The 17,218-nt window shown below is 30.9% G+C and carries 14 protein-coding genes and 1 riboswitch; all 14 genes read right to left on the bottom strand.

Annotation, left to right across the window (positions count from 1 at the left end; translation table 11 throughout):
• Window positions 1-229: 229 nt before the first annotated feature.
• The 14 genes from ACWI69_RS04055 to purC all read right to left on the bottom strand — a co-directional run bounded on the left by ACWI69_RS04055 (window position 230) and on the right by purC (window position 17,211).
• Entirely contained in the window at window positions 230-988 is a 759-nt protein-coding gene (locus ACWI69_RS04055) for a fimbria/pilus periplasmic chaperone (RefSeq protein WP_448820570.1), read from the bottom strand.
• 6 nt (window positions 989-994) lie between these two features.
• Window positions 995-1,903: a toxin-antitoxin system YwqK family antitoxin gene (locus ACWI69_RS04050; RefSeq protein ID WP_448820569.1), complete on the bottom strand. Its 909-nt coding sequence runs from the start codon at window positions 1,901-1,903 to the stop codon at window positions 995-997.
• Between the two features lie 12 nt (window positions 1,904-1,915).
• Window positions 1,916-3,775 (bottom strand): hypothetical protein, encoded by a 1,860-nt coding sequence (locus ACWI69_RS04045; RefSeq protein WP_448820568.1) that lies wholly within the window; start codon window positions 3,773-3,775, stop codon window positions 1,916-1,918.
• Between the two features lie 53 nt (window positions 3,776-3,828).
• Window positions 3,829-4,527, bottom strand: a complete 699-nt coding sequence (locus tag ACWI69_RS04040) for a hypothetical protein (RefSeq protein ID WP_448820567.1) — start codon at window positions 4,525-4,527, stop codon at window positions 3,829-3,831.
• Window positions 4,527-5,363 (bottom strand): DUF4402 domain-containing protein, encoded by an 837-nt coding sequence (locus tag ACWI69_RS04035; protein ID WP_448820566.1) that lies wholly within the window; start codon window positions 5,361-5,363, stop codon window positions 4,527-4,529. Before ACWI69_RS04035 ends, ACWI69_RS04040 begins: the two co-directional genes overlap by 1 nt.
• A gap of 17 nt (window positions 5,364-5,380) precedes the next feature.
• Window positions 5,381-6,838 (bottom strand): ABC transporter substrate-binding protein, encoded by a 1,458-nt coding sequence (locus ACWI69_RS04030; RefSeq protein ID WP_448820565.1) that lies wholly within the window; start codon window positions 6,836-6,838, stop codon window positions 5,381-5,383.
• A gap of 21 nt (window positions 6,839-6,859) precedes the next feature.
• Window positions 6,860-8,965: an HD domain-containing phosphohydrolase gene (locus tag ACWI69_RS04025; RefSeq protein WP_448820564.1), complete on the bottom strand. Its 2,106-nt coding sequence runs from the start codon at window positions 8,963-8,965 to the stop codon at window positions 6,860-6,862.
• A gap of 54 nt (window positions 8,966-9,019) precedes the next feature.
• A riboswitch (cyclic di-GMP riboswitch) is annotated at window positions 9,020-9,095 on the bottom strand.
• 52 nt (window positions 9,096-9,147) lie between these two features.
• Complete coding sequence (gene guaB / locus ACWI69_RS04020) at window positions 9,148-10,605, bottom strand: IMP dehydrogenase (protein ID WP_448820571.1); 1,458 nt, start codon at window positions 10,603-10,605, stop codon at window positions 9,148-9,150.
• A 76-nt stretch (window positions 10,606-10,681) separates the two neighbouring features.
• Window positions 10,682-11,932 (bottom strand): phosphoribosylamine--glycine ligase, encoded by a 1,251-nt coding sequence (purD, locus tag ACWI69_RS04015; protein WP_448820563.1) that lies wholly within the window; start codon window positions 11,930-11,932, stop codon window positions 10,682-10,684.
• 14 nt (window positions 11,933-11,946) lie between these two features.
• On the bottom strand, window positions 11,947-13,476 hold the full coding sequence (purH, locus tag ACWI69_RS04010; RefSeq protein WP_448820562.1) for a bifunctional phosphoribosylaminoimidazolecarboxamide formyltransferase/IMP cyclohydrolase: 1,530 nt from the start codon (window positions 13,474-13,476) through the stop codon (window positions 11,947-11,949).
• The gene (gene purN, locus ACWI69_RS04005; protein ID WP_448820561.1) at window positions 13,448-14,056 is read right to left on the bottom strand and encodes a phosphoribosylglycinamide formyltransferase; all 609 of its coding nucleotides are present in this window, start codon (window positions 14,054-14,056) and stop codon (window positions 13,448-13,450) included. Before purN ends, purH begins: the two co-directional genes overlap by 29 nt.
• Window positions 14,050-15,075 (bottom strand): phosphoribosylformylglycinamidine cyclo-ligase, encoded by a 1,026-nt coding sequence (purM, locus tag ACWI69_RS04000; RefSeq protein ID WP_448820560.1) that lies wholly within the window; start codon window positions 15,073-15,075, stop codon window positions 14,050-14,052. Before purM ends, purN begins: the two co-directional genes overlap by 7 nt.
• A 13-nt stretch (window positions 15,076-15,088) precedes the next feature.
• Window positions 15,089-16,486: an amidophosphoribosyltransferase gene (gene purF, locus ACWI69_RS03995; protein WP_448820559.1), complete on the bottom strand. Its 1,398-nt coding sequence runs from the start codon at window positions 16,484-16,486 to the stop codon at window positions 15,089-15,091.
• Window positions 16,487-16,488: 2 nt separating this feature from the next.
• Window positions 16,489-17,211, bottom strand: a complete 723-nt coding sequence (gene purC, locus ACWI69_RS03990; RefSeq protein ID WP_448820558.1) for a phosphoribosylaminoimidazolesuccinocarboxamide synthase — start codon at window positions 17,209-17,211, stop codon at window positions 16,489-16,491.
• Window positions 17,212-17,218 lie beyond the last annotated feature (7 nt).

Genomic DNA, 17,218 nt, shown 5'->3' with positions numbered 1-17,218 from the left:
CAAATATATTTAAAGTCCAAAGACTTTACGTTTACACCATTTATTGGTTTACCATTTCTGGTATCTGTTATTTTCATAACTTCTGACTATTTTCTCTATTCGGTTGCTAATGTCCTTCTCTACAATTCTTGCCGGCGGTGTTTCCCGCTGACAAAAATTATAGTACCATAAATTTTAAACTTCGTCAATAACTTTTTTATAAAAAATATATTTTTATTTTTTATAAAATTCAGTATAGGGTATCGCTTGTCTTTTTTTCAAGTAGTTTACCTTGTGAATTATATATTGTTACTCGCACTCTTTTTCCTTTTAATCCTTCAATTTTTGTAATACTTTCTATTTGAGATTTTCCATTTCTTTTTGTTCTCCCAAACTGAGAATCAATTGTATCAGTTACAACTCCTCCAACTCCAAGAATTTCTATCTCTTGATTTAAAAGTTCTGAACTATTTCCTTTAGAGTTAGAATCTGCTATCATTTTCAAATTTGATGTCTGTGAATCATAAGCAAGTTTTAAATTTGATATATTTGTCCCTCTATCTATCTCACCATAATGACCATATACACTGATTCCTACTTCTGTGATCATCTTTATTTGAACGTCAACCTTTTCATTGCTAACATTCACTGATTCTTTTAGAGGAATTTCTTTAAATACGACATAACTTTTATACTCTCCCGCTTCCATATCTGGCTCTGGTTTTACTCTAAATCTTATCACTTGTTTACTTCCCGGCTTAATAGCTACCATTTTAGGATATAGTTTTATGTAGTCATTTAAACTATATTTTTCATATCCAGGAGCACTCTCCAAAAAGCTTTCCAATCTCATAGGATTTGTAGTATTGTTGATTAAAGTTATTTCATTGGTATTCACTTTATCTAATTGTATTTCAAATCTTGTTGGGGCTACACTAAAATTAAATGCATAATTTTGTAAAGTTACAAAAAAAAATATTATTCCCAACATAAATCTTTTCAACTTCATTTTCTATCACTCCATTTCACTTAATATTTTATCATAATTTTCATACTTTAAATTTCTATTAAATTTCTTAAATCTATCGACTATAGAATCCTTCATCTTTTTATCTTCTCCTAAAATACTTCCATCACTATTCACTTCTTTTCCCTGCATATATCTAGTTTTCTGAGCTATTACTCCAACTTTATCGTAGATTGTAGTCTCTCCATTTTTTAAACCATCTTTATAGTTTACTACAGCTTTTATATCTCCAGTCTTATAAAAAAATTTCCACACTCCATCCCTTCTGTCACCTTTATAACTACCTTCTAAAATCTGTACCCCATCAACTCCAAATATTTTTATCCCACCATCCATCTTTCCAAACTTAAAACTAGCTAATGTCTCTAACACTTTTCCTTTATAAAAAAAAGTTGCTTCTCCTTCCAAAAGCCCATTAAAATATTCAACTTTTGTCATTACTTCACCTATCAACGAATATTTCACTACCTTACCATGTAAAATCCCATCCTCTAAATTTTCATACCCCTCTATATTTTTATTATCATAAAAATATGTCCACTGACCATTCGGTTTGTCATAATTGTATTTTAGGATTCCCTTTGTATCACCAGTTAAATATTTTAATGTCCATGCTCCGTGCTTGATTCCATTTATATATTTTCCCTCATACATAAATTTTTCATTTTTATCTTGAACAAATCCTTGAAAAAATCCATTTTTAATACCATTTTCATATTCTTCTTTTATCCCTTCTCCCATTAATTCTCCTGTAAAAGGTAAATCTTCATCAATTAAATAAACTACTTGATTTTTCAATGATTTTTTATTTATGCTCTCTCTCCTCAAATTGGAAAAAGCAAGATTAGACTGTACGATATACGCTATTAAAACATTTATAACCCATCTTTTCTTCAACTCTCTCTCCTTTTAAAAATTATTTAAAACATCACCTAGGTTATACTCACTCTTCTCCTCATCCTCTTGCTTTTCACTTAACTTACTTTCACTTTCTTCATCAGCATATCTATTTACAACTACTTCGTATCCTTCGAAATATTCACCTTCATCTTCTTGAATAAGTTTTATATCTATATCTAATGATTCTTCTGTAAATTCTATGCTATCGCTCCCTAAATAATTAAACTTCATTTTATACTTACCCGGTAATACATTTTCAAAAAAGAACATACCATCAAACTCAGGGTCTATCTCTTTATATAATTCTCCATCTCTTTCTAAAACGACATTTGTCATACTTAGTATTCTTATAAATTCTTGAGAAGAGATATTTTTTCCTAAAATTATATTTCCACTTACCATTGATACCGCTTGAACTCCTATATCATACCTCGTTCCTATCGAAGCTCTTGTATAAACTTTTTTCTTATCCAAAACCTGCATCAGCATTGGATCAATACTCTTTCTATCCACTTCTACTTTGTATTCTTCCAAAGATAACAATCCTGATATAATATATTCACCATCTGAGTTAGAAATAACTTTTTTTCCGTCAACAACTATTGCTACGTCTGACAATACAGTTTCTTTCGTATCGTATTGCCCATTATCATTGGAGTCTATATAAACTTTTCCATAAATCCATGAGTTATCAACTTCTCTATCATTTATTTCTCTTTTTAAATTAGAGATATCAAATGTTTTTTCCACTATTATTCCTGTGCTCAATCCATTGTTTTCTCTTTTAGATATAGGTAATTCCACATAAGTACCTTTATCTAAATACATAGTAAAGTCTATTGAAAATCTACTCTTTTTTTCTTCATTATATAAAAATTCTGTTCCTAAAATATATTCTAATCCAGTTGAAAAAAATTCTCGTCTTCTTCCTAATATTTTTAAAGAATAATCTGATTTTAAAGTTTCATATTTTTCTATATTAGCCTGTAAAATCATTGTAAACCCAGACATTCCACCATAACTTATACCTGGATTTACAGAGTAACTTCTTTTATCTTCTTCTTTTTGAAGTACTTCAGTATCCAGAAATAGAGAAAAATTTCTAATACTTCTATTTTCTAGGCTCATATAATATCCTTTTTCTTTCTTGCTTCCATCAACCTTTATCTCTTCTTGATACCCAAATCCAATTCTTGTTGTTGCAAAGTCTCTAGAAATTCCAATTGAATTATACTTCACCACGTCATTTTCTTCACCTATATATTTTGAATATATAAAATGTTTTAAAATTAAATTGTAATCTTTTATTTTTTGATTTACTCTTAGTTCATAACTACTTTTATTTTTTTCTCTTTCGTAAAAATTTTGAAAGTTTATCAGTAGTGGATAACTATTAGACAGCATATTTTTATAAATAATTTCACTCTTGATTATACTATGTTGTTTACTTTTTTCAGATTCCAACTCCAGTATTCCTACACCTAAAGTAAAATTTTTACTAACTCCATAACTAATTTCATTTACACTTTGAGTCCTTCGTTCATATTTTTCTTGTCCAAACTGTATATTGTAATCCCATTCGTTTTTATCAAGCAGTTTTGAATCTCCAACTGTATAAATTTTTCTACTTTCTATTTGACCATTTTTATAATATATCTTTAAAGAGTAATCTCCACCATAGTTTCGATCTCTTATTTCAAATATAAAGTTTTTTTCCATAGGTCTTTGGTAATCTATAAGTATGCCACCCTGATATAGTTCAATTATATCTGCTCCTTGAGCTTCACCTTTTATTGTTGTTATATTCCCAATAGTAGAACTATATGTATTTTTTTCACCAAAACTAAATCCCTCAAGCATTCCATTCACATTGAAAAAATCCGGTGTTTTTATATAGAAATTTCCTAGGATTATATCGTTTTTTAGACATCATTATAGGTTAAACTATAGTTTTTCATAGAGTTTTCTGGCTCCACAATATAATTTACATATAAATCACCTTGTAAAAATTGAGTTCCATACTCTAAATTAAGCTGATTATCTCTATCTTTTAAATCTATTTTAGAATAATTAATCTTAATTAATCCCGGAGCTAAGATTCTCTTTTCTGGTTTCACCACTTCGAATTTTTCCCCATCCTTTTTTTCACTCAACCGAAGTCTTTCAACTTTGCCTTTCTCTCTTATTTCAAAAGGGAGTACAAAATCTGGATTTAAAATCAATTTTAAATCTTGATTAGACCAATAAGATTCTTTAAATTTAAAATCATTTTCTAACACTTTTAATTCCACGTATAATTCATCTTCAATTATAAAATTTTTTCCCGATTTTATTTCGACTTTGTATTTATTGTTATCAATTTGAAATTCTACACTTTTTCTTTTAAAATCAATATTCACTGAGTAGATTTCTAAAAAATAAAATAGTGCTTTTATAGGAACGTATATTCGATTATTTTCAAACTCATATCTCACCATAAAAAAATCATCTTTTAGAGATTTACTTCTTATTTCGATATATGCTTCATCTAACTCTACATTATCCTGTGCAACTAAAATAATTGAAAAAAATAGAAAGAAAATAGCTATCAATTTTAAGTAAGCTATTTTTAGCTTTTTCATCAATTATACCTTACCTTTATTTTAAAGTTTCCACTGTACTTCCCAGGTAGTGCCTTTTTAGTATCCTTAACTTCTCCAACAAAAGCCACTCTTTTCTCCCCTTTTTCAGATAATCTTGTGCGATATTCCTCATTGCCTAAAGAATACAAATCCGGACTGTATATCTCCACTCTTATGCTTCCTTTTTCCTCCTTATTAAACAACTCTACTTGACTTGGATAGCTAACAACTACCTCTTTATTAGATTCTCCCTCCACATTCAAATATCCATGATTTCCATGTGATGAGGACAATATTTGTCCCTGAATTCCCACTCCTAAATCCATAGAAGTTGTTGAAATTTTTAGCGATTTTATTATGTCTAATTCTAAAATAATCTCTATTGCAATTCTATCATATCTAGAACTATTTCTTCTTCTTCCCTTCAAAATTAAAGTTATTGGATATGAGCTATATTTTCCACTTAATTTAGAACCATTTCTTATTCCTACAACGGATTTAATCTTTAAATTGCAATTTTTACTAAAACCTATAATAGTCCGATTATTTCTATTCACACTGGCATTCAGTGGTTCTATCGACAACTGCTTTATCTCTATTAAAGGTTCTATTGTATAATTTTTTCTAAAAAATCTATTTCCAAAACTTTCAAACTCGTAAGTTAATTCATCATAATCATTCAAATCTTTTATTTTAAAATTATTTGTTGTATAGTTTATATTTTGATACCCTTCTCCGATAGTTTCTCTTTTCTCAATCAATCGTGATGTATCTGATTTCATATTTCCAAAAGCCATCAAACAGAAGAATGGCAAAAATAATAAAATCTTTTTCAAAATACATCACCTCCTATTTATTTTTCATAATATATTTTTAACTCCTCATTTTCCACAGCAATTTTTTCTCTATGTATCAACGGAATATAGGGTATATTTTTTGATATTAAAAATACTATCTTATCATATACCTTATCTCTATTTTCATTTTTTTCCTCACCTTTCAAAACTTCTAAAAATGGGAGTGAGGCATTATACATATCTCTATTTTTAATGTCATGTACCATTACTTTTCCTAAATTATAAATCGAATGTTTTTTATCAAAAATAATGCTATAAATAGCTATTTCATAATCTTGATTTTCTATTTTCATCAAATATGCTTCATGCTGATATGGCACTATCTCTACTGATATTCCTATCAACTCTAATTGCTCTTTTAAATTATTTGCTATTTTTATGGAAATATCATCATTTAAAACTGTTATCTCTATTTTTCTATTTTTTATACTTCTTTCATTCGATACCTTATTTGATAGCTTCTCTTTTTCCAGAATGGACAACTTTGCTTTAAATAAACTCTCTGGAAAAAATGAAGTTGCAGATTTTTGATTGAAAATATTTTCCAAAATTTTCTCTCTATTAATTACACCTTCTATAAACTTTCTATTTTTTTTATCAGTAAAAATTCTATTTTTTTGTCCAAATATTATTGTAATTGTATCCAATTCTTTTGTTTTCCTTAGCTTTGCATTCTTATTGATAATCCCTTCTTTTTGAAATTCCTCTATCTGTTTCAAGCTTAAGTCCCATACAATATCAACAACTTCACCAAAATACATAAGCGCCCTTTTTCTATCACTTACCTCCGATAAAATCACTATTTTAGTAGGTCCTGTATTCCTCTTAAAATATTTGTTATTTTTAGATAAAACTAACTCTTTGCTTGTTATTTTATCTAATTCATATGCTCCTGTTCCATAGATAGTTCCATTATCATCTTTAGTTATCGAACACATATGATAAGTTAGCATTGATAAAAAAAGGTTATTTTTTCTCTTTAACTTTATTTCTATTGTATTCATATCTATAATTTTTATATTTTGAATATCACTAAAAAAACTCTTAAAAATACTACTTTCTAACATTCTTTCCAAAGATTTTTTTACATCCTCTGCTAACATCTTATCTCCATTTTGAAAATAAATGTCTTTTCTTAGCTTAAACTCTAAAACTCTATCATCTTTCCAACTCCAGCTTTCAACTAAATTAGGAATAATTTCACCTTTTTCATCATAGTTAAATAGGGTATCGTAAAGATAATCTACAACTCTTATTGAATATTGATCCTTCATCAAAATAGGATCTACAGTAGCCACCTTAATTGCTTGTACTATTTTTACTTCGGCATAGCTATTGTTTACATTATCTTCGTTGTATTCATTAAATAACGTTTCTTCTAAAGAAGCTTCCACTTCTCCAAAAGATAGTATCATTGTCAGAGTAAATAAAATTAAGCATAAATATCTTTTCAAATTTTCACCTCTTAATATTATTTAATTATTTTTTATTGCAAAATAAAATTCTGTTGCTAAATTCAGCGCTTCCTTATTCTCTTCATATATTTTTTCAAATTCTTTATCATTTTTCAGAAAAATCTCCACCAACTCTGGGTCAAAACTCTTTCCCTTCTCACCTCTAATTATTTCTAAAGCCTCTATATGAGACATTGCATCTCTATGAAATTTTTTCTGTCTCAACGCGTCGTACACATCAACAATTGATACAATTCTTGCTTCTAGTGGAATATTCTCTCCTTTTAATCCTAAAGGATAACCAACTCCATCCCACTTTTCATGATGATATCTAACAATATTCTCTGCAACTTTTCCCAACTTTAATTTTTTTACCAAATCGTAACCTATGTCCACGTGCTCTTTTACTCTACTGAACTCCTTTTCCGTCAATTTAGATGGCTTTTTTAAAATTTCTGATGGAATTCCAACCTTTCCTATATCGTGCAAAAAGGAAAATCTTTTAATATTTTCTATTAATCCTTTTGAGAGATTAGCTTTTTTAGATAAAAGAGTTGAATACATCCCCAATCTTTTCACATGTGCTCCAGTATCTTCATCATTTAATTGATTAGCTATTTCTAAAGCTTCAATCAATGAGAAGCTTAACTCTTCAGCTTTTTTTCTATTTTTTTCCGACTTAATGATTAAAATAATTAAAATAATTATAAATATCACTGTAGGAATTAAAATTTTTAAAATTAATCTATAATTTTGAGCAACTATATAATTTTTTAATAAGTTATTGTCAATTACTGTTTTATCTACACTAAAACTTTCTAATATATTTTCTATTAAATTTGATAGCTCCTTTTGCTCTTTTGATATTCCAAAACTAACACCAAAGGAGTCATTTAATATACCTGCAACCTTAATTTTATCATCCAAAAAATTATTGCTTATTACTCCCGTCAATATATTAAAATAACCTACTAAATATTCACCATCTTGACTTAATAACTTTTCTAATCCCTCCTCATAACTTTCAATCTCTACTATCTGACTATTTTTCAGTATATTCTTTAAATAAATGTAGCTATAATCCCCTTTTAATATCAATATTCTACTTTTATCCAAATCTGAAATATTTTGTATAAACCCATCCGACTTTCTGTTTGCTACTGATAATTTCATTTCATAGTATGGTTTCGTAAAGGTAAATCTGCTTTTTCCTTCATTATTTTCAATAGCAATTCCATCTATATCATATTCTCCATTTTTTACAAAGATGAATGGCACTCCCATTATTCTTTCTAACTCTTTAATTATATTGACAGTTAATCCTTGATAAGAATTTTTTTGTTCATAATAAAAAGGAAGCATAAACTTATCTTTTCCTAATTTCACTTTTATAGTTTTATAGCTTTCCTTTACTTTTTCATAACTCGGTGTATCTTTTAATAAATATTTGTAAAATTCTTCTCTATTTTTAGATAGTATCTTCTGAAAAACCTCTCCATTTACACTACTTATAGTTTTTTCTATCTCTTTATGAAGAGCTTTTAAATTTTTCTTAACAGCAATCTGCTCATTGTATCTAATATTTTCTAAAACCTTATAGTCTGTCTCACCTGAATTTTTATTATGCCAATCTTGTACAATAAAAGCTTCTATATCTCCATTAGAAAGTTTTTCCAACCCTTCATCTAAATTTTTTACCTCCATTTTCTCTAGATTCAAATTGTTATATCTCTCCTTAAACTCCTTCAATCCATGCTGATTTGCTATATATGCCACCTTTAAATTTTTTATATTTCCTAGATTTGAAATTATCGAATTTTTATTAACAACAACTCCTACTCTATATAGCATTGGAGTATCAAAGTAATCATATTTCTTTTTTCCATCTAGAGTCTCAATTGTTCTTAATACAATCTCACTATCTTCACCATCTAAATTTATACTTACCTTTTTATCTTTCAATAGATTTTCAAAAATATCTATATAAACTCCTTGATACTCATCTTTTTCTAAATTTTTATATAGATACATATCTGTCGCATTTTCTGGTATCGCTATATCAATGTTATCATTTGAAAAAATAATGCAGTTAAATAACATCAAATATAGTAATAATATTTTTTTCATTTTTCCTCCACACGTAATTTTTTGTAAAAAAAAACTGCAATAATCTATAAAGATTATTGCAGCTGGCTGTCATTTTAAAGACCCTATAGCTTTGCGTCATAAAGTTTCCCTTATTTTGCCTATAACTAAAGATTTCCCTTCAATTATAATCAATCAAAACCTTAAAGTCAACTTTATTATATTTATTTAGAATAGTTTGGAGCTTCCTTTGTTATAATAATATCATGAGGATGACTCTCTTTTAATCCTGCTCCTGTAATTTTTACAAATTTTCCATGAACTTTTAAATCTTCAATTGTTGGCGTTCCACAATATCCCATTCCAGCTCTCACTCCTCCACACAATTGGAAGACAACATCCTTTAAACTTCCCTTATAGGATACTCTTCCTTCAATTCCTTCTGGAACTAGCTTCTGTGCATCATTTTGGAAATATCTATCTTTTGACCCTCTTTTCATTGCAGCCATTGAACCCATTCCCACATATACTTTGTATTTTCTTCCTTCATATATCATCTCTTCACCCGGTGCTTCAGTAGTTCCAGCTAACAATCCTCCTAACATAACACAATCTGCTCCTGCAGCTAAAGCTTTCACCATATCTCCAGATAATTTTATTCCTCCATCTGCTATAACACCAATACCTCTTGTCTTACAAACTTCATACACATCATTCACTGCTGACAACTGAGGAACTCCCACTCCTGCTACAACTCTTGTTGTACAAATAGAACCAGGTCCCACTCCAACTTTAACTGCATTTACTCCAGCTTCTATTAAGTCTAAAGCTGCCTCTGCAGTCACTATATTTCCACCAATTATATTCAAATTAGGAAAATTTTCTCTAATCTCTTTTATTTTTTCCATAACACCTTTTGAGTGTCCATGTGCTGAATCTACAGTTATTATATCAACTCCAGCTTCAACTAGAGCTTTTACTCTCTCTAAAGTATCAGCTCCAACACCAACTGCTCCTCCAACTCTAAGTCTTCCTTGAGAATCTTTACACGCAAATGGATATTCAACTAAATTATCTATATCCTTTATAGTTATTAGTCCTTTTAATTTCCCATTTTCATCAACTATTGGTAATTTTTCGATTCTATTTTCCAATAAAATATCTTTTGCTTCATCTAGTGTCGTTCCAACTGGCGCTGTTACTAGATTTTCTTTAGTCATAATATCACTTACTAATTGATCCATATCTTTTCTATATTTTAAATCTCTATTTGTTATGATACCAATTAGTGATCCATCCTCTTCAATAACTGGTAATCCTGATATTTTATATCTTCTCATTATCTCCTCAGCGTGCCATACTGTTGAGTCTTTAGTTAAAGTCACTGGATTTTTTATCATTCCGCTTTCATTTCTTTTTACTCTATCCACTTCAGCCGCTTGATCTTCTATGCTCATATTTTTATGAATAAATCCAATTCCACCTTGCCTTGCTAAAGCTATAGCTAAGTCTCCCTCTGTTACTGTATCCATTGCCGCACTTAAAACTGGAATATTCAATTCTATATCCTTCGTAAGTCTTGTTTTTAGACTCACTTCATGGGGTAATACCTCTGACTTCGCTGGAACTAATAGCACATCATCAAAAGTTATCGCTTCCTTTATTATTTTTCCATTCATCATCTTTCTACTGCCTCCAATTTTAATTTTCCAATTTTTTGAATAAAGACCTGCACTTTTCATGTCGTGCAGGTCTTTTTTATTTATTTTCGTTATTATAGCACATTTTTGAACCTATGTCATTTCTAAAAAATAATTTTTTACATTTTATTTTATTTACATCTGTATAAGCATTTTCTTTCGCTTTTTCTAAAGTATCTCCATAAGCCACTACAGATAATACTCTTCCCCCATTTGTTTCAATTTTCTCATAATTCCTTTTAGTTCCCATATGAAATACCATTGATTTTAAATCTTTAGGTATCTCTATTTCACTTCCAATCGTCAATGATTTTGGGTAGTTTTCTGAAGCCATTACCACTGCTACAGTATATCTATTATCCCACTCTAGCTCCACGTCTTTACCTTCCATTAAATCCAGTATTGCCTTTACAAAATCTGATTTTAGTCTTGGAAGAATCCCCTCTGCTTCAGGGTCTCCAAATCTAGCGTTGAACTCTATAGTTTTTACACCATCTTTTGTCAGCATTATCCCACCAAAAAGGAAACCTTTAAATGGAATTCCATCTTTTTTCATCCCTTTAGCCATTGGTTTTAATATCTTCTCTAAAGTCTCATCTACTATATTTGAATCAATCTTATCCACTGGAGAATAAACTCCCATTCCGCCAGTATTTGGTCCTTTATCATTCTCATAAGCTCTTTTATGGTCTTGAGCTATCTCCAGAGGAATCACTGTTTCACCATTTGTTAGCGCTATAATAGAAAACTCAAATCCATCTAGATACTCCTCTATTACAACTTTATTGTTAGGGATACTAAAAGCTATCTCCAGTGCTTCCACCGCTTCTGGTATTGAAAATGCAACTGTTACACCTTTTCCCGCTTTTAACCCATCCTCTTTTATAACTATTGGAGCTCCCTTCTCTTTTACATACTTCACTGCTAAATCTAAATTAGTAAATGTTTCATATGCACCTGTTGGCACTCCATATTTTTTCATAAGTTCTTTAGCAAACTCTTTACTAGATTCAATTTTTGCAGCTTCCTTTGTAGGAGCAAAAATTTTTAATCCTCTTTTTTCAAACTCATTTGTAACCCCCAGAGCTAAAACACTTTCAGGACCAATAATTGTTAAATCTATGTTGTTCTCTTCAGCAAAATCTGCTAACTCTTCAATCTCTTCCTCAGATATATCAACCAGTGTTCCAAGATTTTCCATTCCCACATTTCCAGGGACAATGAACACCTCTTTAACCAAATCACTTTCTTTTACCTTCCACGCAATTGCGTGCTCTCTTCCACCTTTTCCAACTATAAGAACTTTCATAAACTCCTCCAAGATTAATGTTTAAAGTGTCTAACTCCTGTAAATACCATAGCTATTCCATATCTATTACACGCTTCTATTGAAAGAGAATCCTTTATTGATCCTCCCGGTTGTATTATAGCTTTAATTCCATATTTAGCAGCTAGTTCCACAGTGTCATCCATAGGGAAAAATGCGTCTGAAGCTAAAACTGCTCCCATACATTTTTCTCCACCTTGTTCTAAAGCTATTTTAGCAGCTCCCACTCTATTCATCTGTCCAGCTCCTATTCCTACAGTTTGGTTATCCTTTCCTATAACAATGGCATTGGATTTTACGTGTTTCACAATATTCCAACTAAATATCAGTTCCTCTATCTCCACATCCGTTGGTTTTCTTTCAGTTACACACACAAGCTCATTCTTAGATATTTTCATCTCATCAAACTCTTGAATCAACGCTCCATCCATTACAGATGTCACTTTCATCTTATTTAATATTTCACTATTCATATCAATTTGTAATACTCTTATATTTTTCTTTTGAGTAATAATCTCTAAAGCCTCTTTTTCAAATCTTGGAGCTATTACAATCTCTAAAAACAGTTTAGAAAGTTCTTCAGCAACTAACTTTGTTATACACGAATTAGCTACAACTATTCCTCCGAAAATGGACACCTTATCAGCTTCGTAAGCTCTAGTCCAAGCTTCATCTATATTTTTTCCGCTTCCTACACCACATGGATTCATATGTTTTACTGCCACTACAGTTGGTTCTTTAAACTCTTTCAATATTTCTAACGCTGCATTAGCATCTTGGATATTATTATACGATAACTCTTTCCCGTGTAATTGTTTTGCATTTCCTAAGGAGTATCCTGCAAAGCTTTTTTTGTAAAACCCAGCTTTTTGGTGAGGGTTCTCTCCATATCTTAAATCTTGTACCTTTTCATAAGTTACAGTTATTGTTTCTGGAAATTTTTCTTCCACTTTATTTGTTAAATATTCAGCAATTAATGTGTCGTAAGCTGAAGTGTGTCTAAATACTTTAGCTGCCAATCTCTCTCTAGTTTCAAGTTGAGTATCGCCAGATTCTTTTAGCTCACAAACTACTCTCTCATAATCCTTTGGATCAACTACCACTGTAACTGACTTATAGTTTTTAGCAGCTGACCTTAACATAGTTGGACCACCTATATCTATATTTTCAATTAACTCCTCATGAGTTACATCTTCCTTAGCCAGTGTCTCTTTAAATGGATACAGATTTACAACTACCATATCTATTAAATCTATTTTGTTATCCTTTAAAGCTTTTAAATGATTTTCATTATCTCTAACACACAGTAGTGCTCCATGAACACTTGGGTGTAGAGTTTTTACTCTTCCATCCATAATCTCTGGAAAATTTGTTATATCTGATATACTCAATGTTTTTATTCCAGCTTCATTCAATGTTTTTTTTGTCCCACCAGTGGAAATTATTTCATAACCTAATTCTATTAACTCTCTAGTAAGCTCCACCACTCCTGTTTTATCAGATACACTTATCAATACACGTTTCATCTATATTGTCTCCCTTTTTAAATAACTTTGTTAAAACCATAGGGTATATCCTATGTTCCACTTCATGTATTCTATTTTTTAAATCATCCAGTTCCCAACTAGGCTCTATCTTTACTCTCTCTTGATATATTATCTCTCCTGTGTCCACTCCACTATCCACATAGTGAATTGTCACCCCTGTTTTTTTTGCTCCAGCTCTATAGGCGTCTCCTATCCCATCTTTACCTGGAAACTCTGGGAGATAAGCTGGATGAATATTTATTATTCTATTAAAATACTCCTCTAGCAGTATTGGAGATATTATTCTCATATATCCAGCCAGTACTATATACTCAATGCCCTCTTTTTTCAGTATATCTATTATTTTCTCTTCAAACTCCATTTTCGTACTGTACTCTTTAGGATTGACAAAATAACATGGTACTCCTAAGGCACTTGCCCTTTCAATGGCAAATGCACTCTCTTTATCAACAATTAGAACTTTAACATCATACCCTTTTCCCTCTCCTGATTTTTGAGCTTCAACTATTCTTTGAAAGTTTCCTCCATTTCCAGAAGCAAAAACAGCAATTTTTACCATTTTATGTCTACTCCCACTTTTCCATTAACCTTTCCTAAAACCATTGGAGTTTCCCCTAGCTCGTCTAACTTTTTAACCAGTCCATCTATATTCTCTTTAGATACAACAAATATAAATCCAACTCCCATATTAAATACGTTAAACATCTCTTTTTTAGGTATCTCCCCCTTTTCCTCTAAAAACTTAAATATCTCAAGCTCTTTTACATTTTTAGAATCGATCTCTACACCCATTCCCTCTGGTATAATTCTAGGTATATTCTCATAGAATCCTCCACCAGTAACATGGCACATCCCTTTTACATCCACAGTTTTTAAAACCTCTTTCACTGTTTTAATATATATTTTTGTTGGAGTTAGAAGTACCTCTCCCAGTGATTTTTCAAATCCCTCATAAGTCTTTTTCAAATCTAAGTTGGCATCTTTTAATATTTTTCTAACTAGAGAAAAGCCATTTGAATGAACTCCACTAGAGGATATTCCAACAAGGATATCTCCCACTTCTATATCTTTTCCAGTTATTAAATTCTTTTTTTCCACAGCTCCCACAGTAAACCCAGCTATATCATAGTGTCTCTCACTGTACATTCCCGGCATCTCCGCTGTCTCTCCACCAATCAGTGCACACTCAGCTAGCACACACCCATCTGCAACACCTTTTACAATATCTTCAATCTGCTCTGGATAATTTTTTCCAACAGCTATATAGTCTAGAAAATATAGTGGCATTGCCCCTTGAACTAGAACGTCATTTACACACATAGCCACAACATCTTGCCCTATTGTATCATGCTTATCCATTTCAAATGCCAACATCAGTTTTGTTCCAACTCCATCTGTTCCACTAACTAAAACTGGCTCTTTCATCCCTAACTCTGATAAATCAAACATCCCACCAAATGCTCCTAAACTATTTATAGCCCCTCTCACTTTAGTTCTATCAACATGGCTCTTTATTCTTCTAACTGATTCATATCCAGCTTCTAAGCTAACTCCAGCTTCCATATATTTATTACTCACTTTTATCGACTCCCTATCTCTTTAAATTTTCTAATAGACTAAACATACTTGTCGGATATTTTCCAGTAAAACATGCTAAACATATATTTTTTCCCAAACCTTCTATCATTCCATCATTTGATAAAAATGCCAATGAATCTGCACCAATATACTCTCCTAATTCCTTTGGTGATAGTCTTGTGCTTATTAACTCATTATATGTAGAGGTATCTACTCCATAGAAGCATGGACTTATTATTGGAGATGAGGCGATTCTCATATGTACCTCTTTAGCTCCAGCATCTTTTAGCAATTTAATTATATGTTTAGATGTTGTCCCTCTCACTATTGAATCATCTACAAGAACAACTCTTTTTCCTTTAACAACTGCCTCCATAGCTGAAAGCTTCATCTTCACTCCACGCTCTCTTTGATGCTGATTTGGTTTTATAAATGTTCTACCAACATATCTATTTTTTACAAGTCCCATCTCATATGGTATACCTGAAAAATCTGAATATCCCATTGCAGAGGATAGAGATGAATCGGGCACTCCTATTACAATATCAGCTTCTATTGGGCTTTCTTTTGCAAGTATCGCTCCGCAACTTCTTCTACTTGTGTGAACATTTAAACCATTGATACTGCTATCTGGTCTTGAAAAATATATGTATTCCATAGAACACATCTTATCTTGAGTACAATCTGTATATTGAAGTGATTCTATTCCATTTTTAGATACTTTTAAAACTTCTGCTGGTTTTAAACTCCTTATATAATCTGCTCCAACAATTTCAAAAGCTGAACTTTCAGAACTAAACACATATCCATCCTCTAACTTTCCCATAGATAGAGGTCTAAATCCATTCTTATCTCTAATCACAAAAAGATTTTCTCCATTCATTATAAGGAATGAAAAAGCTCCTTCTAACTTAGGTAATGCTTTTAGTATCTTTTCATGAAAATCACCAACTTCTCTTTGAATCAGATGTCCTATTATCTCACTGTCTGATGTTGTGTGAAAAATACTTCCCATAGCTTCTAACTGCATTTTTAGCTCTTTTGCATTTACTATATTTCCATTGTGAGCAATTACGAAATCTCCAGTGTGAGAACGAACTAATATTGGTTGGACATTTTCAATTCCTCCTCCACCTGTTATAGAGTATCTTACGTGACCAATAGACATATTTCCGGGAAGTTTAGCTATTCTTTCAGTGTTAAAAACCTCTGTTACTAATCCCTCTCCCTTCTCTCTAATGATATTTCCCTCATGAGAGGAAGCTATTCCAGCTCCCTCCTGACCTCTATGCTGTAGTGAGTGTAACCCATAGTATGTAAGTTGTGCTGCGTCCTCCACATTGAATACTCCAAACACTCCGCACTCTTCATTTATTTTTCCACTTAAAAAATACTCTATCTCTTTTATCATTTTTACCCCACTATTTTATTTAGTCTTGCTAAAACCTCTTGGTAAGCCTCTTCAATATCTCCTAAATCTCTTCTAAATCTATCTTTATCCAATTTTTTTCTAGTTTCTTTATCCCATAATCTACAGCAATCTGGAGATATCTCATCTGCTAAAATAACATTTCCCTCGCTGTCTTTTCCAAACTCTATCTTAAAATCCACTAACTCAATTCCAACTCTATCAAAAAGCTCTTTTAATAGTTCATTTATCTTTTTAGTTTGAGAATATATATCCTCTAATTCCGCTTTTGTAGCTAGTCCTAATGCAACTGCATGATAATCATTTATTAACGGATCCCCTAGTTCATCTTTTTTATAACAGATTTCAAATATTGGTGTATCTAAAATCTTCCCCTCTTCCATTTTGAAAAGCTTTGCAGTTGATCCAGCTAAAGTGTTTCTCACTATCACCTCTAAAGGAATGATATCCACTTTTTTACAAAGTTGAGCTCTCTCTGACAAATTTTTTATCAAATGAGTTGCCACACCGTTTCTCTTTAAATAGTCATATATTATCGTTGTAATTTGGCTATTTAATATCCCTTTGTTGTGTATCTCTCCTTTTTTTAAATTATTAAAAGCCGTTGCATCATCTTTATAATAAATGATAACTTCATTAGGATTTTCTGTTTTGTAAACTTTTTTTGCTTTTCCTTCATATAATTTATTCTCTTCTACCAATACCATCAGGTCA

The sequence above is a fragment of the Cetobacterium sp. genome, from assembly GCF_977044495.1.
The sequence above is the reverse complement of the archived record's forward strand: the minus strand, read 5'-3'. Positions and strand labels throughout refer to the sequence as shown.

What these genes read in the sequence shown, in the direction of transcription:
- ACWI69_RS04055 (WP_448820570.1), bottom strand. Translation starts at nt 988, where the DNA reads ATGAAGTTGAAAAGATTTATGTTGGGAATAATATTTTTTTTTGTAACT.
- ACWI69_RS04040 (WP_448820567.1), bottom strand. Translation starts at nt 4,527, where the DNA reads ATGAAAAAGCTAAAAATAGCTTACTTAAAATTGATAGCTATTTTCTTT.
- ACWI69_RS04025 (WP_448820564.1), bottom strand. Translation starts at nt 8,965, where the DNA reads ATGAAAAAAATATTATTACTATATTTGATGTTATTTAACTGCATTATT.
- guaB (WP_448820571.1), bottom strand. Translation starts at nt 10,605, where the DNA reads ATGATGAATGGAAAAATAATAAAGGAAGCGATAACTTTTGATGATGTG.
- purD (WP_448820563.1), bottom strand. Translation starts at nt 11,932, where the DNA reads ATGAAAGTTCTTATAGTTGGAAAAGGTGGAAGAGAGCACGCAATTGCG.
- purH (WP_448820562.1), bottom strand. Translation starts at nt 13,476, where the DNA reads ATGAAACGTGTATTGATAAGTGTATCTGATAAAACAGGAGTGGTGGAG.
- purN (WP_448820561.1), bottom strand. Translation starts at nt 14,056, where the DNA reads ATGGTAAAAATTGCTGTTTTTGCTTCTGGAAATGGAGGAAACTTTCAA.
- purF (WP_448820559.1), bottom strand. Translation starts at nt 16,486, where the DNA reads ATGATAAAAGAGATAGAGTATTTTTTAAGTGGAAAAATAAATGAAGAG.
- purC (WP_448820558.1), bottom strand. Translation starts at nt 17,211, where the DNA reads ATGGTATTGGTAGAAGAGAATAAATTATATGAAGGAAAAGCAAAAAAA.